The organism is Clostridium facile (assembly GCF_014297275.1).
Taxonomy (GTDB): Bacteria; Bacillota; Clostridia; order Oscillospirales; family Ruminococcaceae; genus Massilioclostridium; species Massilioclostridium facile.
Map to the genome: position 1 here is coordinate 239,542 of NZ_JACOQK010000001.1, position 20,635 is coordinate 260,176.

Below are 20,635 nucleotides of genomic sequence, written 5' to 3' on the forward strand. Positions count from 1 at the left end.
AAAATCAAGAAAAAAGGTTGCCTTATTAAGGCAACCTTTCGGAGATTAAGATAAACGGTTTTTGAAATCCTGGTAACCAAATGTTTTTATGAGATGTTCATTTCCGGATTTATCTCGATATACAATAGAAGGCAATGGCATTCCATTGAAAGTATTGGTCTTTACCATGGTATAAAGCGCCATATCTTCAAATACGATTTTATCCCCTATATTTAATGGAGTATCAAAAGAATAATCACCAATCACATCCCCAGCCAAACAAGTGGGACCCGCTAGGCGATAGGTATAAGATTTTTCGTCTGGTTGTCCACTTTGCTGTACAGGGGGACGGTAGGGCATTTCTAAAACATCCGGCATGTGGCATGCGGCGGAAGTATCTAAAATTGCGATTGAAATCTGATTTTGTACGATTTCTAAAACACTGGATACCAAGAATCCTGCGTTTAATACCACTGCTTCGCCGGGTTCCAAATAAACCTGAACACCGTAAGTTTTCTGCAAATGCTGTATAATTTTGATTAACCGCTGGATATCATAATCCGAGCGGGTAATATGATGTCCACCACCCAGGTTAAGCCATTTCATTTGGGAAAGATACTTGCCAAATTTTTGTTCCAGTGCATTTACGGTGATTTCTAAGTCATCTGAGTTCTGCTCGCACAAAGTATGGAAATGAAGTCCATCCAATAGAGGAAGGAGAGTTTCATCAAATTGTTCCAATGTGGTACCCAGACGAGAACCAGGGGAACAAGGGTCGTAGATTGCGTGTCCTTCTTGGGTGGAACATTCCGGATTTAAGCGTAAGCCTACAGATTTACCTGCTTGTTTGGCAATAGCAGCGTATTTTTTAAGCTGGGAAGGGGAGTTGAATACAATATCATCTACGCACTGTAAAATCTCCTGAAATTCATCTTCCCGATAAGCTGGAGAGAAAATATGGGTTTCTCCGCCAAATTCTTCTTTTCCCAATTTGGCTTCATATAATCCGCTGGCTGTTGTGCCCGCCAGGTATTGGCGCATCAACGGATACACCGAGAACATGGAAAACGCTTTTTGGGCTAATAAAATTTTACACCCTGTCTGTTGAGAAACCTGCTTTAAAATCTCCAGGTTATGCAGCAGCAGATTTTCGTCCACTAAAAAGTAAGGGGTACGAATGGAAGGATTGATTTTATATTCCATTAGTCCACCAACACCGGATTGTGAGATTCATTCCAAGGCAGTCCCCATTTGTTTAACGCTTCCATAAATGGGTCTGGATCAAATTCTTCAATATTGTGAACCCCTGGCTTGTTCCATGTTCCAGTCATAATCATCATAGCGCCGATCATAGCGGGTACCCCTGTGGTGTAAGCAACTGCTTGGGAGCCAACTTCTTTGTAGCATTCCTGATGGTCACAGATATTGTACAAATAATATGTTTTTTCTTTGCCATCTTTTTTCCCTTGGAAAATACAGCCAATATTGGTTTTACCAACAGTACGTGGTCCTAAAGTAGAAGGGTCTGGTAATACAGCTTTTAAGAATTGCAGTGGAATAATTTCTTTTCCTTCATACAGAATGGGTTCAATAGAAGTCATGCCTACATTTTCCAGACATTTTAAATGGGTAAGATAGCTCTGGCCAAAGGTCATAAAGAAACGGATGCGTTTGATTCCTGGAATATTCAGAGCCAGGCTTTCGATTTCTTCATGGTGGAGCAGGTACATATCCTTTTCTCCAACTCCTTCAAAGTTGTAAACCCGTTTAATTTCCATTGGTTTTGTTTCTACCCAATGGCCGTCTTCCCAGTAGGAGCCGTTTGCGGAAACTTCACGGATGTTGATTTCTGGGTTAAAGTTGGTAGCGAATGGATAACCATGGTCTCCGCCATTGCAGTCCAGAATATCAATATAATTGATTTCATCAAATTCATGCTTTAGGGCGTATGCAGAGAATACTCCTGTAACCCCTGGGTCAAATCCACTACCCAGCAGAGCAGTAATACCAGCCTGTTCAAACCGTTCCCGGTAAGCCCACTGCCAACTGTATTCAAATTTCGCAGTATCCTCTGGTTCGTAGTTAGCAGTGTCAACATAATGGGTTTTGGTTGCCAGGCAAGCATCCATAATGGTTAAATCCTGGTAAGGTAACGCCAAGTTTAACACAACATCCGGTTTTTCCTGATTGATTAACGCAATCAGTTGGTCCACGTTATCTGCGTCTACCTGTGCTGTAGTGATTTTTGTTTTTGTAGTATCTTGTAATTTTTCTTTTAATGCATCGCATTTGGATTTTGTCCGGCTGGCAATGCAGATTTCTTCAAATACCTCACTGTTTTGGCAGCATTTATGGATTGCAACAGAAGCAACCCCGCCACAACCAATAATTAAAGCTTTTCCCATGAATATCTCCTCCTAATGATTATTGTTGAAATGCCAACAGCATTTCACGGATAATTTTACAAGCGACCATAGTGGATACACCGCTTTGGTCATAATGTGGGCTTAATTCGTTTACATCGCAGGCAACTACATTCGCCTGGCTACAAACCAAAGTAGCGGCTTTTCGCAATTCCTCAAAACTGACTCCACCTGGTTCCGGTGTGCCGGTTCCAGGAAAAATAGAAGGATCTAGTACATCTAAATCCAAAGTGAAGTAAACCGGCTTTCCTTCCAGCTGTTTTATTACATGTCCTAAGCTTTCAAAATCAAATTTATGGGTAGTTACATGAGAATTTCCCCATTGGAATTCTTCCCGGTCCCCAGAACGGATACCAAACTGGAAAATACGGTTGTCCCCAATCAGGTCCCAGCAACGATGAAGTACACATGCGTGGGAGAGTTGTACCCCCAAATAATCGTCCCGAAGGTCTGCATGGGCGTCAAAATGGATGATATGGATATCAGGGTACTGTTTTGTCACAGCACGGAACGCGCCTAAAGTAACCAGATGTTCCCCGCCAAGCATAAATGGGCGTTTGTTGGCAGCCAGAATTTCAGCGGTGTGTTGTTCAATCTGGGATAACGCCTGTTCAGTACTGCCAAAACAGAGTTCTAGATCGCCGCTGTCCATAATGGAACAGTCCAGCAAATCTTTGTCTTGATAAGGACTGTAGGTTTCAATCCCAAAGGACTCTCCACGAATAGCACTGCTGCCAAAGCGGGTTCCTGGGCGATAAGATGTAGTGGAATCAAATGGGGCACCAAACAAAATAGTAGTTGCTTCGGAAAAATCTGCGTCACACGCCATAAAAGTTTCAATATTCTTGTTCAACATTTTTCAATAGCTCCTCAACATAGGCGGGGATATAAAAAGCGCCTTTATGCAATGTAGTAGTGTAGTATTTACAGGTAAGCGCGCGTAAATTCCATTCTGCTTCCCGCAAGTCACGCAATGGATGATATTTTTTGGATGCAAATCCAAACAACCAGTGGCCAGATGGATAGGTAGGGATGTGGGCTTGATATACTTTGCTGATTGGAAACGTTTCTACGATTCGTTTATGGGCCCTTTGGCAGGCAACAGCATCGTTATCATAAAAAGGGCTTTCGTGCTGGTTCACCATAATGCCATCCTCTTTTAATGCTTTAAAACAGTTTCCATAAAATTCTTTGGTAAACAGCCCTTCACCTGGACCGAATGGGTCGGTGGAATCCACAATAATTAAATCGTATTGATCCTCACAGGAACGGATAAATTTTAAGCCATCTTCATAATAAATGGAAACGCGGGGATCATCAAACCGGCATGCTGTTTGTGGAAGGTATTTTTTACAAACTTCCACTACTAGTTCATCAATTTCTACCAAGTCAATCTGTTCGATTTCTGGGTAGCGGACCAGCTCGCGGATGACGCCACCATCGCCAGCACCAATCACCAGAACATGTTTTACGTTTGGATGGACTGCCATTGGGACATGAGTAATCATCTCATGATAAATAAACTCATCCTTTTCGGTTAACATCATATATCCATCCAAAGTTAAAAAGCGGCCGAATTCAGGGGATTCAAATACATCAATCCGTTGGAATTCACTTTTTCCACTGTATAACTGCTTATCAACTCGTATGGATAATTTTACATTTGGTGTTTGTGATTCCGAAAACCAAAATTCCATTATTAACCCTCCTTTAACACATTTAGGAACTCAATATCCGCATCCTCTGGACCAGTCATAGAGCACCCCTTTTGTTTTGCGTACACAATATAATCCAGGATTTCATCTGTAATCCGCTCCCCTGGAGTTAGGATTGGAATTCCTGGAGGATAACACATCACAAACTCGCTGCATACCCTACCGGAAGTCTCCAAAAGAGGAAGATGTTCTGTCTGAGCATAGAAAGCTTCTTGTGGAGAAACAACCACTTGAGGTTCAATGTATTCCTGAGTCATTAAATTTGTTTTATCTTTTTGGTAACGGCGACGAACCTCCGCAAGAGCACTTACCAACCGTTCAATATCCTGTTTTCGGTCACCAATAGAAAGATAGGCTAAAATATTGCCTAAATCTCCAAATTCAATTTGAATATCGTATTCATCCCGCAATAGGTCGTAAACCTCAATCCCAGCAAGTCCAATATCCAATGTGTGGATGGAGAGTTTGGTTCGGTCAAAATCAAAAATGCTGTCCCCATTGATCAACTCTTTGGAGTAAGCATAATACCCTCCAATATGGTTGATTTCTGAACGGGCATAGTCCGCCAGCTCCATTACTTTACCAAAGGATTCTTTTCCCCGTAGTGCTAGATTTCGGCGGGAGATATCTAAGCTGGAGAGTAGTAAATAAGAACCGCTGGTTGTTTGGGTTAAGTTAATAATTTGCCGTACATGCCCTTCCTGCATTGCTGGGCCTGCCAGCAAAAGGGAGCTTTGGGTTAAGCTTCCACCAGATTTGTGCATTGAAACTGCTGCCATATCAGCGCCAGCAGCCATAGCAGAAACTGGCATGTCCTCTCCAAAGTAAAAATGGGTTCCATGGGCTTCGTCCACCAGGCAGAGCATATTATGTTCATGTGCTAATTTTACAATGGAACGCAAATCAGAACAAATTCCATAATAAGTAGGGTTATTGACTAAAATTGCTTTTGCATCAGGATGTTGTTGGATCGCCTTTTTTACAGCGGATACACTCATCCCCAATGGGATTCCCAAACGATGGTCACAATCTGGGTTTACATAAACAGGAACAGCGCCGCATAAAATCATGGCTCCCATTACACTGCGGTGTACGTTGCGGGGAAGGATAATTTTTTCTCCCCGTTTCGCTACAGATAAAATCATGCTTTGTACAGCGGAGGTTGTCCCTCCTACCATAAGGAAGGCATGTGCCGCGCCAAACGCCTCTGCTGCCAGGCATTCCGCTTCCCGGATTACCGAAACAGGATGGCAAAGGTTATCCAGTGGTTTCATGGAGTTGACATCCATGTTGACGCATTTTTCTCCTAACAGGGCAGCTAATTCTGGGTTTCCACGTCCTCTTTTATGCCCTGGTACGTCAAAGGGGACAACCCTCATTTTTTTAAATTCTTCTAACGCCTCATAGATTGGGGCACGGGATTGGTCTAAACTCATGGTGTGCCGTCCTTTCCATAAATATTGCGGCCACTGAAGATTTCGATCATTTCTTGCCGCAAATTGTGCATAATTTCCAGCCGCGTTTTAGGGGGAAGTTCATAAACATCGGTATTAAACAAATAGTTTTGTAAATCAATATCTTTCACCATCATTTTGGTGTGGAACAGGTTTGCCTCATAAATATTGATATCAACTGTGTCATAACGGAACAATGTGTCCGGATTGATATAGTCCTGGATGGAAGTCACCTTGTGGTCTAAAAACAGTTTTTGCCCATTTACATCCCGGGTAAAACCTCTGACGCGGTAATCCATGGTGATAATATCAGAATCAAACGAGCTGATCAGATAATCCAAAGTGGAAAGCGGGGTAATTTCCCCACAAGTAGCAACATCAATATCCACCCGGAAGGTTGCCAGACAAGTTTCTGGATGATATTCTGGATAAGTATGCACTGTAACATGGCTTTTATCCAGGTGTGCCAGCTGTGTTTCCCCCATAGGAACCATAGAGCCTTCCGCTATTAAAATGGTAACGGAAGCCCCTTGGGGGTCATAATCCTGGCGGGCAATATTCAAAACTTGTGCGCCAATCATATCCGTTAAGGTGGTTAAAATATTGGTAAGGCGCTCTGAATTATATTGTTCGTCAATATAGGCAATATAGTCACGCTGCTCACGGGCTGTTTTTGCGTAACAAACATCGTAAATATTGAAACTCAGCGCCTTTGTTAGGTTATTAAACCCATAAAGTTTTAATTTTTCTTCCGCCATATTCCAAACACCTCGAATTTCGTTAAGATGGATCTATTTTTATCAACAAAATAAAAAAGCACAAGCAATGCAATACCCATTACTTGTGCTACGATTTTTCTGCCATAACATTTTTATCTTTTTATGATATACAAATAAAATCAAAAATTACTTATGGAAGAAAGAGAATTCAGAGTTTATATAGCAAATAGCTTATTTTACCACTCTTTATTGACCGTTTCACAAGTTGATGTGCATATCCAAGCACTGGTTATAAAGTTACCAACTTATAAAATTTGAGCTTCTAACTCAATCAATAAGGCAACAGTAATGTTGCCATTCGGCAGTTGACCCGGCTGTCCGTATGGCCTTTAACCCAACATGGGTGGTCAGAAAGTATTTGCATGGAAACTCTGTATTGTCAAAATTCCATGTCTATGATTACTATACATGATTTAAAAAAGGCTGTCAATAGGATTTCCATTTTTTTTGTAACTTTCCTTGTAAATATTGTAATAAAGTACGATAAAAAGAAAAAAATATGGCTATGTTCAAATAAATCTGTTCTTAAATCAAGTAAACTAGATCACCATAAAAGGTAGACGAAATCTTATCTGCTATGAATAATAGTAAAAAAGTTGTTTATACATTGTTCCTTTATAGTCTTGTTCAATAAATATTCAAGAAATGGTAGTATAATATAATCCATTTCTTTTTGAATGAGTATAATAAAGTTAGTTTTTACGATTGGGGGCAATCTATGCTTGCGTTAAAATCGATTACCAAAGATTATCCTGTTGGGGATACGAAGGTTACAGCGTTAAATGGAATTGATCTTGCGTTCCGTGACCATGAATTTGTATCCATTTTGGGGCCTTCTGGATGCGGAAAAACCACCATGTTAAATATCATTGGGGGATTAGACCGGTATACATCAGGGGACTTAATCATCAATGGACGTTCCACAAAAGAATATAAAGATAAAGACTGGGATAACTACCGGAACCATTCGATTGGGTTTGTGTTCCAAAGTTATAATTTAATTCCCCACCAAACAGTATTGGCAAATGTGGAACTGGCTTTGACCCTTTCGGGTGTGTCTAAAGCAGAACGACGTGAACGGGCGATCCACGCCCTGGAACAGGTTGGATTAGGGGAACATATCCATAAAAAGCCAAACCAGCTTTCCGGAGGACAAATGCAGCGTGTGGCAATTGCCCGTGCATTGGTAAATGACCCGGATATCCTGTTGGCGGATGAACCCACAGGGGCACTGGATACCAAAACCAGCGTCCAAATCATGGAGATATTAAAAGAAATCTCTCAGGATAAATTGATTATTATGGTAACCCACAATCCCGATCTTGCGCAACAGTATTCCAGCAGAATTGTGCGGTTATTGGATGGTGATGTAGTAGGGGATACCAATCCTTATACGGAGGAAGAAATCCACGCCGATTTGTCCAAAGGAAAAGATATATCAACTAAGCGGAAAAAGAATATGTCTTTTGGCACAGCAATTTCCCTTTCATTCCATAACCTGCTGACGAAAAAAGCTAGGACATTAATGACCTCTTTTGCTGGAAGTATTGGTATTATTGGAATTGCTTTAATTTTGGCGCTTTCCACTGGGGTTCAGGCATATATTGATACTGTCCAGAAAGATACTTTATCTTCCTATCCTGTTACCATCAATAAAGAAGATAACGATATGATTTCTGCTATGACTTCTATGCAGGATTCTATGGTGGAAGAAAACAAGCAACCAAAACAAGATAATATCGTCTATTCTACCTCAATTATGTATGAATTATTCCATTCTATGAACTCTAGCAATGCTACTGAGAACAACCTAACTGATTTTAAAGCATTTCTGGATGAACAGATGAATGAGGAAACCAGTACAACAGATTTATACCAATATACTTCTGCTATTCAATATCAGTACGATGTGGATATGAACACCTATATTACGGATGCGGATGGAAATTATAGGACAACTGATATTGCGGATGTTTTTTCGGAATCGGAAAATCCTGATCTTCCAAAAGAAAAACAGGCGATGTATGAGATGATGAAAACCCAGCTTTCTTCTTATGAGTTGTGGCAGGAAATCCCTTCTGGAACAGATGGAAGTTTGATTTCCGATATGGTTTCTAGTCAATATGATTTGGTGTATGGACAATGGCCATCTGTCGCAAACGAAGTAGTATTGGTGTTAAACGGAAATAGTGAAATCTCTGATATCGCTTTTTATTCTTTGGGATTGTTGGCTCCGGAGCAGGTCCAGGAGCTATTGGATTCTAGTACGGACGGTACAGAAGTAGACAAATGGGATTTATCTTTAAATTATCAGGAAATTTGTGAGAAATCCTTTAAATTGCTGTTAAATCCTGATTATTATGCAAACACAGGAAAAAATGGCACCTGGGAATATATTGGTGATGATCAAACCAGGATGGATATGACGATTAAAAATGGCTATGACTTAAATATTGTGGGTATCATTCAACCAAACGAAGATGCTTCTGCAACTACATTATCCGGTACTTTTGGATATACTTCTGCTTTAACAGAATATATGGTAGATAAAATTCAAACTAGTGATATTGTGGCACAGCAAACTGCTGTAGAAAATGAGAATTACGACGTTTTTTCTGGGCTTCCTTTTACCAAGGAGGAACGGGAGCTTACCAATGCAGAAAAAGCGGAGGAAATCAAATCATATTTTTCTGGACTAAACAATCAAGAAAAAACAGATTTATATACTAGAATTTTCTCAGAACCACCAGAAGAATATGTACAGCAGGTATTGCAAAGCAGCATGGCGAAATATTCCACTAGGGAGGAGATGGAAAGTGCAATCGCTTCCCAATATCAGATGGATGACGCTACAGTTCACTCCTATTTATCTTCGTATTCAGATGAAGAATTGCAAACAATGATACAGCAGCAGATTACGTCAATGATTCAGCAAAACTATGCGGCACAGGCAGAAGCAGCGGTAAAAGAGATGATGGGAACGGACGGAGAGATTGACCAATCTGCTGGATACGCAAAAGTAGCGGCTATTTTCGATGCTCAAATTGGAAGTGTCCAGGATGAAACTACTCTAGCAGGATATTATGACAAATATATGCCTTCCGGTGTTTCGGAGTCTACTTTGGAAGAAAATATGAAAACATTGGGTGTTGTTGATTTGGGTTCTCCATCTGCCATCAATATATATGCAAATTCATTTGAAAATAAAGATGCCATCTCAGATATCATTACCGATTATAACAATTCTGTTGCAGAAGAAGATGCCATTTCTTATACCGACTATGTTGCCCTATTGATGTCCGGTATTACTACTATTATCAATGCTATTTCTTATGGGTTAATCGCATTTGTTGCAATTTCCTTGGTAGTTTCTTCTATTATGATTGGAATTATCACCTATATTTCCGTATTGGAACGGACAAAAGAAATTGGTATTTTACGCTCCATTGGAGCTTCCAAAAAAGATGTTTCCCATGTGTTTAATGCGGAAGCAATGATTATTGGCTTCTGTGCTGGTGCCCTTGGGGTAATCATCTCATTACTTCTTTGTTTGCCAATTAACTGGATTATCCATGCACTTACCAATATCCCAACGATTAATGCTTATTTATCTCCAGTTGCTTGTATTATTTTGGTAGCAATCAGTATGGGATTAACTTTTATTGCCGGATTAATTCCTTCCAGAATTGCAGCTAAGAAAAATCCAGTAGAATCTTTGCGAAGTGAATAAAAGTTATTATGTTTTGGATGGTGGAATATTTCCACCATCCTTTTTTGATAGATATTGGTTTTATAAAATAAACTTGTCTAGATTTACTTATCGCATGACCACTTTAGTATATGTCAGTTATTGTAGATTTATCTGCTATATTCCAAAATAGTTTAAAAGTATGCTATACTAAAACTATAATGTAAAGAAAGGTGGAATTTGTTTGCGCAGGATTCGTTTATTGTGGAGAATTTTGAAAATTACCCATGCAGATAAATTATTGTTTGGTTTTCTGGTTTATTTTATATTAACTTCTATTATGATATATTTGGTAGAGCCGAATATTCAAACAGTTGGAGATAGTTTGTGGTATTGTTTTGCAGCAAGTACAACCATTGGTTTTGGAGATATTGTAGCTGTTACTTTATTGGGAAGGGTACTAACAGTAATATTGTGTATTTATGCTGTTTTAATAATAGCGCTAATTCCAGGGGTTGTAGTGAGTTATTTTATTGAATTTAATAAGATAAAAAGCAAGGAAAGTGTTGTTGTATTTTTAGACCAATTAGAACATCTGGAAACCCTCTCTAAAGAGGAATTGCGGGAACTTTCTCAAAAAGTAAAGCAACGCCGATATCGTTTGTAATAGGCTTCTACTTCAAATGCCATCCTTTCCTTGATAGACACAAGTACTTTACGATGCAAAAAATAAGGCTCTATGTTGTATTTTCGTTGACAAACAAAAAGATAGGAGATAAAATGTTGAAAGGACATATGAATAAGAATAGAGCGGAAATGATTGTTTCAAGTTATTTTTTAGATTTAAATTTGCATATAATGGAGGGATAAGCATGACATTAGACCAAGTATCTCCAGGACAAGGAGGTATCATCACGAAAATTGGTGGTGAAGGGGAGTTAAGGCGGCGCTTATTGGATATGGGCCTGACGCCAAATACCCAGGTAACAGTGCGAAAGGTTGCCCCCATGGGGGACCCAATTGAACTTTTTTTGCGCAGCTATGTATTGACAATCCGAAAGGATGACGCAGCAAAAATTGAGATAAAAGAGGTAACCAGAGCATGAGTTTTTTATTTGCCCTTGCGGGGAACCAAAATAGTGGTAAAACTACGTTGTTTAACCGGTTAACCGGCAGTAACCAGCATGTTGGAAATTTTCCGGGTGTGACAGTGGAGAAAAAAGAAGGTAACATTAAGCAGATGAAAAATGCTGTATTGGTGGATTTACCTGGAATTTATTCATTATCCCCCTACACTTCAGAAGAAGTTGTAACCAGAGATATGCTGTTGAAAGACCATCCAGATGGAATTATCAATATTGTGGATGCTACTAATATTGAACGAAATTTATATTTGAGTTTACAGTTGATGGAACTTGGAATTCCTATGGTGATTGCCTTGAACATGATGGACGAGGTGAAAGCTAGTGGGAACAACATTGATGTCCGGAAATTATCCGAACATTTAGGGATTCCAGTTGTCCCGATTTCAGCTGGGAAAAACCAGGGGATATCTGAATTGACTCGGGTTATTTCCAAAATGGCGGAAGGTAAAGTTTCGAATCCCCGTCAGGATTTTTGTACTGGACCTGTTCACAAGGCAATTCATTCCATTGCCCATATCATTGAAGACCAGGCAAAAGATGCTGGATATCCTGTTCGTTTTGCTGCTACCAAAATGGTAGAAGGGGATGGACCTACCATGAAGGCGATTCAGATTACAGATAAGGAACAGCATATTATCGACCACATTGTGGAGGAAATGGAAGAGGAGCTGGGAACCGACCGGGAAGCAGCTTTGGCGGATATGCGGTATAACTATATCGAATCGATTTGCCGTGACAGTGTGGTCAAACGCCAAGAAACTCATGAACAGGTACGTTCCGAACGGATTGACCGGTTGTTAACCCATAAATATTTGGGAATTCCCATCTTTTTCTTGATTATGTTTCTTATTTTTTGGCTTACTTTTAGTGTGATCGGAGCCCCTTTACAAGATTTATTGGGAACTGGAATTGACTGGTGTACAGCACAACTCGCTGGGTTGTTGGAACGTGTTGGAGTAGCGGAATGGCTGCAATCTCTATTAATTGACGGTGTTTGTGCCGGTGTCGGAAGTGTACTATCCTTTTTGCCGATCATCGTATTTTTGTTTTTCTTTTTATCCCTATTAGAGGATAGCGGGTACATGGCACGTGTAGCGTTTGTCATGGATAAAATGTTGCGTAAGATTGGTTTATCTGGACGTTCGTTTGTCCCCATGCTTATTGGATTTGGGTGTAGTGTACCAGCAATTATGGCAACCAGGACACTTTCTAGCGATCGTGACCGCAAAATGACGATTGTATTGACGCCATTTATGTCCTGTAGTGCTAAGCTTCCTATTTATGCAATGATTACTTCTGCGTTTTTCCCACAAAACGGAGCGATTGTCATGATTTCAATTTATATTATTGGTATTATTGTGGCGATTTTATCCGGATTGTTGTTAAAGAAAACAGTATTTCGGGGAGAACCTGTTCCATTTGTTATGGAACTTCCTGCTTACCGAATCCCGTCCGCAAAGAGTGTGGGATTACATATGTGGGAAAAAGCCAAAGGATTTATCAAAAAAGCGTTTACTATTATATTCCTAGCTTCTATGGTAATCTGGTTCCTGCAAAGTTTTGACGCTTCTTTAAATATGGTATCCGACTCCAGTCAGAGTTTATTAGCGGCGATTGGTTCCTTTATTGCTCCAATCTTTATTCCTCTTGGTTTTTATGATTGGCGCGCTTCTACAGCTCTGCTGACGGGGATTACGGCAAAAGAATCCGTGGTAAGTACATTGACTGTGCTAACAGGTTCGACAAACTCGGCAGAATTATCTACAGCATTGCAAAGTATTTTTACACCGTTAAGCGCATTCTCCTTTTTAGTATTTACCGTATTATATATGCCATGTGTTGCGGCATTTGCGGCATCCAGAAGGGAATTGGGGTCCACAAAAAGCGCATTGGCTACTGCGGCTTTCCAAACTGGAATGGCTTATATTGTGGCAATGGTGATTTATCAGGTAGCACATTTGTTGATTGGATAAAAGTAAAAACTCAGCTTATTCTTCTAATATAAAGAATAAGCTGAGTTTTTTTGTTTGTATAAGGAAATACCTGATTTTCCTGAGAAAGATATCTTGTAAAAAAGGCTTTTGTTTCAAGTATCAAATGAACCTTTTTCAAGGTGATAGGACAGTAAATATAAGCGAAGAAAATTCTTAGTGTGTTGTTTTAGATATTTACCGACCACATCCTCTTTTAGGATTGTTCAAACCTCTGGCTAAGCTGGAGATTTTGACTTGGAAAGATGCCATTAACTATAATTGTCTTCCTCTTCTTCCTGGTCCATAATTGGCGCCATAGGCATATCCCAAGCAGTATGATCGGTATGTAGCAGCTCATGTGCCCGATGGGAGAGAGGATGTTCCAAATATTCATCATATACTTTGATAATGGAGGGATTTTCATGGGAGAACCGCAGAGTAGAAACTCGGTCCAAGCCATATAGTTTGTTGGCGCGTTCCCCAGCAAATTCCAAACCATCATGGATAGGTTGACCTCCACCACCAGAGCATCCACCTGGACAGGCCATAATTTCCACAAAATCATATTGTACTTTATTCCGGCGAATCGCACGGATTAATTTACGGGTATTGCCTAATCCGCTGACAACAGCAACCCGTACTAAAGTACCTGAAATATCAAAGGTTGCTTCTTTCCAACCATCCATACCACGGACTTGTTGGAAAGCGTCTGGAGACGGATTTTGTCCAGTTACCAAATAGTAAGCAGTACGTAAAGCAGCTTCCATTACGCCACCAGTAGCTCCAAAGATGACCCCAGCGCCGGTACCAATTCCCAATGGTGTGTCAAATTCTTCTTCCTGTAGCTCCGATGGAATAATATGTTCCGCACGGATCATTCGGTCAATTTCTCTAGTAGTCAATACCAAGTCAACATCTTGTCCCGCACCAGCGCTGTTCATAGTAGGCAGGTCACATTCCTGTTTTTTCGCCAGGCATGGCATAATGGAAACACAATAAATTTTACTTGGATCAACATTTAATAACTGTGCATAATAGCTTTTTGCAATTGCTCCAAACATTTGTTGAGGCGATTTTGCGGTAGAAAGCTGCGGAACCATATCTGGATACTGGGATTTTAAGAACCGTACCCAGCCAGGACAGCAAGAGGTAAACATTGGCCATGTGTTTTGGTCTTTGTTTTGCAGTTTTTGAAGGAATTCGTTGGCTTCTTCCATGATAGTTAAATCAGCACTAAAATCGGTATCAAAAATATAGTCAAATCCAATCCTGCGCAGTGCGGAAACCAACCGTTTTACAGTAGCAAATTCCCTGGAAATTCCTAGACTTTCTCCCCATGCAGCACGGACTGCTGGGGCAATTTGTACAATGGTGATTTTTTCTGGATCAGCCAATGCTTCAAAAGCTTTTGCGGTGTCGTTGCGTTCCCGAAGTGCGCCAACAGGGCAATGTGTAATACATTGTCCACAGAGGGTACAATCTGAATCCTTAATACGACGGTTAAAGGAAATATCTACTGTGGTACGGGAACCAGTATTAGCTACATCCCAGATATTCATCCCCTGTACTTTATCGCAGATTTGCACACAACGCATACATTTAATACATTTTCCGATATCACGGATTAATGGGAATCCTACATTCCAACGGAAATCTGGTACTTCTTTTTTATAAGGAATTGAGATAATCCCTAAATCGTTAGCAATGGTCTGTAAATTGCAGTTACCGCTTCGTACACAAGTTGCGCAGTGACAATCATGTTGGGACAACAGCAGTTCCACATTAATTCTTCTTGTTTCCCTTACTTTTGGGCTATTGGTATAGATTACCATGCCTTCTTCCACTAAATTGTTGCAAGCAGGGATTAGTTTTTCTTTTCCTTCCAGTTCTACCACACAGACACGGCAGGCGCCAATCTCGTTGATATCCTTTAAATAACAAAGGCTTGGAATTGGAATACCAGCCAGTTTAGCAGCCTCCAAAATGGTGGTTCCCTGTGCTACCGTAACTGGTTTATGATCAATTGTTAAGGTTACCATTTTGTAGTTCTGCCTCCTTTAAATACACCGTATCCGAAATGGTCACAACGCAGGCATCGACGGGATTCCTGGTTGGCTTCCTCACATGTCATACCACATTCAATCAGTTCAAAATCGTTTTTGCGTTCGTTGGCATCCCGTTCTGTCATGTTGATCCGTCCACATGCAGGGCGATCATCCAATCTTGCGGCTGGAATTTCTACATCTGATTTGATAACATGGTTATAGCCCAAATAAGTATCGATATTGGCGGCAGCTACTTTCCCAGCAGCAATTGCACGGATTACTGTAGCAGGTCCTGTTACACAGTCCCCTCCGGCAAATACACCAGGAGTGTTTTCAATACCACTCCAGCTTAATGCTTCGATTACACCGCGTTTTACAGGAACACCGGCTTCCTGGAAGTGGCGGGATTCAATTCCTTGGCCAATTGCTACAATAACAAGGTCAGCAGGAATCCTTTTTTCTTCTTCTTGAGAATCCGTTGGTTTTGGACGTCCAGCGCTGTCAATCTTCCCAATAATTTGAGGTTTTACCCATAGTGCTACAGCGTTCCCATCTTCATCTACTTCAATCCTACGAGGGGATTGAAGGTCAAGGATTTCACAGCCTTCTGCAATGGCGCCTTCTACTTCATCAGGTAGAGCAGTCATGTCCACTTTACGGCGGCGGTATGCCACGCTAACTTTTTTTGCTCCTAAACGGACAGCGGAGCGGGTAACGTCCATTGCTACATTTCCCCCACCAATAACAACTACATTTTTTCCAGTAAAATCAGGTAGACGGTCAGAACCGATTTCACGCAACATTTCCACTGCGGAAATAACCCCTCTGGCATCTTCTCCTTCAATACCGATTTTTTTATCTGTATGGGCACCAATTGCAATATAAACCGCATCATATTGATTACGCAGATCCATAATGGTGAGGTCATCCCCAATGGATACTTTAGTTTTTACTTGAACACCAGTAGAAAGGATAGCGTTAATATCCTTTTCTAGCTGTTCTCTTGGCAAGCGGTAACTTGGAATACCATACCGCAACATGCCGCCCAATTTGCTTCGTTTTTCATATACAGTAACTTTATGCCCCATTAATGCGAGGTAATATGCCGCACTTAATCCACCAGGTCCCCCACCAATTACTGCTACGGTTTTCCCGGTAGGTGGGAAACATTTTGGTACAGGAACATCCCCTGCGTGATCGACAGCAAACCGTTTTAATCCACGAATATTGATAGAATCATCAATCATATTTCTACGGCATCTTGCTTCACATGGATGCTCACAAATTAAACCACAAGCAGTGGGGAATGGATTGTCCTTCCGGATTAGACGGACGGCATCTGCATAACGTCCTTCGGATACCAAAGCAATGTATCCAGGAATATCTACCCCTGCTGGACATAGTGCGACACATGGAACCGGCTGGTTCAAACTACAGGTACAACGTCCATGTAAAATGTGCTCCTCGTAATCGTCACGGAATCCGATTACTCCCCTTAGCACCATGTCAGCAGCTTCGTACCCAATAGCACAGTCGGCAGAATTGGTAATTGCCCTTGCTGTTTTTTCGATTAAATCAATTGTTTCCAGCGTTGCGTCCCCGTTCAATACATCTTCCAATAAATTGCCCAATTGTCCTAAGCCCACACGACATGGTACACATTTACCACAGGTTTGTGCATGGCATAGTTTCAAAAAGGAAGCAGCCATATCCACTGGACATAGGCCAGGGGGGCTGGCAACAATACGCCGCTCCAGATCACGGTAGAGCCCTTCTACAACTGTCTGGGCGGTGCTTTGCGTTACAATATTTAAACGACTCACTGAAAGCTCCTTTCCGCACATTGGCGTGCAAAAAATAATTTTGTTTTGTAGTGCTTATTTTCTTATGGCGTTGTAACCAGTCGAAAAGATAGCCCTTTTATCCCCTCGTTAGGTACTGATTTCCCCTTTAAAACGACAAGTGATAACTACTTCATATTATACCTTTTTTTCAAAAAAATCAATAGTTTTTTGTGTTTTTAAAATAAAAACAACTCTATATTGTTCTAAATTTTTATTGTGTTATACTATTTCATGGAAAAATAGGTTGTTTTCTGTATATTGGTCAATGGATTACACCAGGAGAAAGAAATGATATAATTATTTTTCATTGGAAAAGTTTTTATTTTTTGACTATAAAAGAATCCTAATGGAATTCTTATGAAAAATAGCGCAAAAAAATACCGCCCTGAAAAACAGGACGGTAGAAAAAAGAAGATTATAAAAAGAAGAAAAAAGTTCTGTAAAAGAACACTTATATTGTAACGAAAATTTGTGATAAAATTGTGATTAATTTTTTAATATTAAAAGAAATTATTTTTAATATTAAAACGAGAACAAAAAGGCTGTATCTGTATGGATACAGCCTGTATTTAACTGCTGATTATTGATTGATATGGGCATTTAATTTTGCAACCAATTCATCTACGCTTACGCCATGAACCATACATGCTTCTTCCAGGCTTTCCCCTCTAGCGGAAGAGCATCCCAAACAATGCATCCCCATCTCAAAAAAATATTCTGCAGTAGAGTTATCAAAATCCAAGATATCGCCGATTACAGAATCTTTTGTTATTGTCATAAAAAACTTCCTTTCTAACCGAAACATCTATTTACTATAATGGTTTTTCTTTATTATATCCATTTTAGGAAGAAAAATCAAGTTGCATTATAAATTATGTACAAAATTAAGACAAAAATTTTCTCTTGACAATCTGAAAAAAATAAGTTATACTGAACTCAATATTTAAAATACAGTGCAGAGGAATAGTAGGATATTGCAAACATACAGAGAGCTGTTGGATGGTGGAAAACAGTTGGGCGTTTTATCTGAACTGGCCTTGAAGTAGCTCGCTGAACGAGATGAATCTAGTAAGTGGAGACGGAACCTGACCGTTATCACAGGAGGATATCTGTTATGATAGGACATGTATCTGTAAAAAGGGGCATGCTTGTAAGGGCATGAATTAGAATGGTACCGCGTAAGGGAATTATACCTTTCGTTTCTAAGTAAATTTAGAAACGAAAGGTTTTTTTATTATATGTGTTACCTTGTTGATGATTGCTGTAGTTTAAATGATAAAGAAGATGATACATCCAATAAAGAAAGGAATGATTTTACATGAAAAATTATCAAAAATATAAAAAAGGGTATTTTCTCCCACCTGAAATGCCAATGGATTGGGCAAAAAAAGATAGTATTGACTATGCTCCTATTTGGTGTAGCGTTGACCTGCGTGATGGAAACCAATCACTGATTATTCCAATGAGCCTGGATGAAAAAATAGAATTTTTTAATTATCTTGTAAAATTAGGGTTTAAAGAAATTGAAGTCGGATTTCCAGCCGCTTCCGAAACAGAATTTGTTTTTTTGCGTACTCTAATTGAACAGAATCTGATCCCAGATGATGTGACAGTCCAGGTGCTGACACAATCCCGTGAACATATCATTAAAAAAACATTTGAAGCGTTAAAAGGTGCGAAACAGGCAGTAGTACACCTGTACAATTCCACATCCTTGGCACAGAGGGAACAGGTATTCCGTAAATCCAAAGAGGAAATTATTAAAATTGCCACAGATGGCGCAGAATTGTTAAATAAATATGCGGCTGAAACACCAGGCAATTTTAGATTTGAATATTCCCCAGAAAGTTTTACCGGAACAGAAATGGAATTTGCGCTGGAAATTTGTAATGCGGTACTGGATATCTGGCAGCCAACACCGGATAATAAAGTGATCATCAACCTGCCTGCTACTGTGTCCATGTCTATGCCACACGTATACGCAAGCCAGGTGGAATACATGAGCAACCATTTAAAATACCGTGAAAATGTAATCGTCTCCTTGCATCCTCATAATGATCGTGGCTGTGGTGTTGCGGATGCTGAAATGGGCTTGCTTGCTGGGGCTGACCGCATTGAGGGCACTCTGTTCGGCAATGGGGAACGCACTGGTAATGTGGATATTGTTACTATGGCAATGAACATGTATTCCCAAGGGGTAGACCCAGGTTTGGACTTTACCAATATGCCTGATATTGTAGAAAACTATGAACGTTGGACTCGGATGAAAGTATATGACCGTCAGCCATACAGTGGTAAGCTGGTATTTGCAGCATTCTCCGGTTCCCATCAGGACGCAATTGCCAAAGGCATGAAATGGAGGGAAGAAGGCCATACCGAATATTGGACGGTTCCATATCTGCCAATTGATCCAAAGGATGTTGGACGTGAATATGAAACTGATGTTATCCGAATTAACAGCCAATCTGGTAAAGGCGGCATTGGGTATCTGTTGGAACACAATTATGGATATAACCTACCGAAAAAAATGCGGGAACAGTTTGGCTATAAGGTAAAAGATGTATCCGACCATCAGCATAAAGAGTTATTACCAAACGAAGTATACGATATTTTCAAAAAAGAATATGTCAATTTGGAATCTCCTATTAAAATGGTGGAATGCCATTTTGCAAATGGCACCGTAAAAGAAGAAATGCAAGCATTTATTACTCTGGAGATCGATGGAAAACAGGAAACTCTGGTAGGGCGCGGAAACGGCCGTTTGGATGCGGTAAGCAATGCATTGCAGGAACGCCTACATATTTCCTTTACCAATTTGACCTATAATGAACATGCTTTAGAGCTTGGTTCAAAATCCCAGGCTGTTGCTTATGTGGGAATTACCGATGACCATGAACACATTTTCTGGGGTGTTGGAATTCATACCGATATTATCAATGCTTCTATTATGGCGTTAATTAGTGCAGTAAATAATGTAGAAAAACAATAGAAATTTTCCCTCTATCCATTGTGGATAGAGGGATTTTTTGTATAAGCTAATTGATTTGTTTTGTTATTTGATGTAATATATTGATGGGTTCTTTTTTAGAAGAAAAATAGAATTAGGTTTGTTATGTGGTGAGTTGAAAATAGCTATCATCAAAAACGAAACAGGCTTGTAAAAATCCGATAATAAGTAATCGTGAATAGGGGAAAACAGTAGTATGAAATCAAGCGATTTAACAAAAATACCTGGAATAGGGAAGAGAATAGAACAACATCTCCATAATATTGGCATTATGTGTATTGCTGATTTAGTTGGAAAAAATCCAGAAGAACTATATTTACAGGATTGTGCGTTTAAAGGCTTCCAAGAAGATCGGTGCGCATTGTATGTATTTCGTTTAGCAGTATATTATGCAGAAAATGAAACATATGATCCAGAAAAGCTAAAGTGGTGGTACTGGAAAGATAAGAAATATCCAGAAAATGAATCCCTGTTCTAGTTTTGTATTACTATAGAGTTAATCAAAACTATCGTAAACAGAATGACTGATAAAACTTTAAAACATAAGTTTAATTGGTGTTAAAATTATTTTTACTTTTTGAAT

15 protein-coding genes and 1 other annotated feature are annotated in these 20,635 nt (G+C 39.9%); of the genes, 6 read left to right on the plus strand and 9 right to left on the minus strand.

Annotated features, from left to right (window positions below):
- Positions 1-45: 45 nt before the first annotated feature.
- From nspC to speD, 6 genes are read right to left on the minus strand one after another with little or no spacing between them, the layout of a single operon-like run.
- Entirely contained in the window at positions 46-1,182 is a 1,137-nt protein-coding gene (gene nspC / locus H8Z77_RS00965; protein ID WP_186995880.1) for a carboxynorspermidine decarboxylase, read from the minus strand.
- Entirely contained in the window at positions 1,182-2,384 is a 1,203-nt protein-coding gene (locus H8Z77_RS00970) for a saccharopine dehydrogenase family protein (RefSeq protein WP_186995881.1), read from the minus strand. Before H8Z77_RS00970 ends, nspC begins: the two co-directional genes overlap by 1 nt.
- A gap of 19 nt (positions 2,385-2,403) precedes the next feature.
- Positions 2,404-3,258, minus strand: coding sequence for an agmatinase (gene speB / locus H8Z77_RS00975; RefSeq protein ID WP_186995882.1), 855 nt, complete (start codon positions 3,256-3,258; stop codon positions 2,404-2,406).
- Positions 3,239-4,099, minus strand: coding sequence for a polyamine aminopropyltransferase (speE, locus tag H8Z77_RS00980; protein WP_069988226.1), 861 nt, complete (start codon positions 4,097-4,099; stop codon positions 3,239-3,241). The genes speB and speE overlap by 20 nt, the downstream gene beginning before the upstream one ends.
- A 2-nt stretch (positions 4,100-4,101) precedes the next feature.
- A complete protein-coding gene (locus H8Z77_RS00985) occupies positions 4,102-5,553 on the minus strand; it encodes an aminotransferase class I/II-fold pyridoxal phosphate-dependent enzyme (protein ID WP_069988227.1) in 1,452 nt (483 codons plus the stop codon).
- A complete protein-coding gene (speD, locus tag H8Z77_RS00990) occupies positions 5,550-6,329 on the minus strand; it encodes an adenosylmethionine decarboxylase (RefSeq protein ID WP_069988228.1) in 780 nt (259 codons plus the stop codon). Before speD ends, H8Z77_RS00985 begins: the two co-directional genes overlap by 4 nt.
- Positions 6,330-7,068: 739 nt before the next feature.
- Here speD and H8Z77_RS00995 point away from each other — a divergent pair.
- The 4 genes from H8Z77_RS00995 to feoB all read left to right on the plus strand — a co-directional run bounded on the left by H8Z77_RS00995 (position 7,069) and on the right by feoB (position 13,156).
- On the plus strand, positions 7,069-10,080 hold the full coding sequence (locus tag H8Z77_RS00995) for an ABC transporter ATP-binding protein/permease (RefSeq protein WP_186995883.1): 3,012 nt from the start codon (positions 7,069-7,071) through the stop codon (positions 10,078-10,080).
- A 202-nt stretch (positions 10,081-10,282) separates the two neighbouring features.
- Entirely contained in the window at positions 10,283-10,705 is a 423-nt protein-coding gene (locus H8Z77_RS01000; protein ID WP_069988231.1) for a potassium channel family protein, read from the plus strand.
- A 205-nt stretch (positions 10,706-10,910) separates the two neighbouring features.
- Positions 10,911-11,144: a FeoA family protein gene (locus H8Z77_RS01005; RefSeq protein WP_069988232.1), complete on the plus strand. Its 234-nt coding sequence runs from the start codon at positions 10,911-10,913 to the stop codon at positions 11,142-11,144.
- Positions 11,141-13,156 carry a ferrous iron transport protein B gene (feoB, locus tag H8Z77_RS01010; RefSeq protein WP_186995884.1) on the plus strand — a complete coding sequence of 672 codons (2,016 nt, stop codon included), beginning with the start codon at positions 11,141-11,143 and terminating at the stop codon, positions 13,154-13,156. The genes H8Z77_RS01005 and feoB overlap by 4 nt, the downstream gene beginning before the upstream one ends.
- Positions 13,157-13,425: 269 nt before the next feature.
- Here the strand turns inward: feoB and H8Z77_RS01015 are convergent, their stop codons facing one another.
- From H8Z77_RS01015 to H8Z77_RS01025, 3 genes are all read right to left on the minus strand, one after another.
- Entirely contained in the window at positions 13,426-15,195 is a 1,770-nt protein-coding gene (locus tag H8Z77_RS01015; RefSeq protein WP_186995885.1) for an NADH-dependent [FeFe] hydrogenase, group A6, read from the minus strand.
- Complete coding sequence (locus tag H8Z77_RS01020) at positions 15,189-17,024, minus strand: NAD(P)-binding protein (RefSeq protein ID WP_069988235.1); 1,836 nt, start codon at positions 17,022-17,024, stop codon at positions 15,189-15,191. The genes H8Z77_RS01015 and H8Z77_RS01020 overlap by 7 nt, the downstream gene beginning before the upstream one ends.
- A gap of 601 nt (positions 17,025-17,625) precedes the next feature.
- The gene (locus H8Z77_RS01025; RefSeq protein WP_186995886.1) at positions 17,626-17,823 is read right to left on the minus strand and encodes a DUF1858 domain-containing protein; all 198 of its coding nucleotides are present in this window, start codon (positions 17,821-17,823) and stop codon (positions 17,626-17,628) included.
- Between the two features lie 166 nt (positions 17,824-17,989).
- Positions 17,990-18,252: a binding site (T-box leader), on the plus strand.
- Between the two features lie 111 nt (positions 18,253-18,363).
- Between H8Z77_RS01025 and H8Z77_RS01030 the strand changes: the two genes are divergently transcribed.
- Together H8Z77_RS01030 and H8Z77_RS01035 are read left to right on the plus strand one after the other, a co-directional pair.
- Positions 18,364-20,034 carry a 2-isopropylmalate synthase gene (locus tag H8Z77_RS01030; protein WP_069988237.1) on the plus strand — a complete coding sequence of 557 codons (1,671 nt, stop codon included), beginning with the start codon at positions 18,364-18,366 and terminating at the stop codon, positions 20,032-20,034.
- A gap of 214 nt (positions 20,035-20,248) precedes the next feature.
- Positions 20,249-20,530 carry a helix-hairpin-helix domain-containing protein gene (locus tag H8Z77_RS01035; RefSeq protein WP_186995887.1) on the plus strand — a complete coding sequence of 94 codons (282 nt, stop codon included), beginning with the start codon at positions 20,249-20,251 and terminating at the stop codon, positions 20,528-20,530.
- The last annotated feature ends 105 nt before the right edge of the window (positions 20,531-20,635 follow it).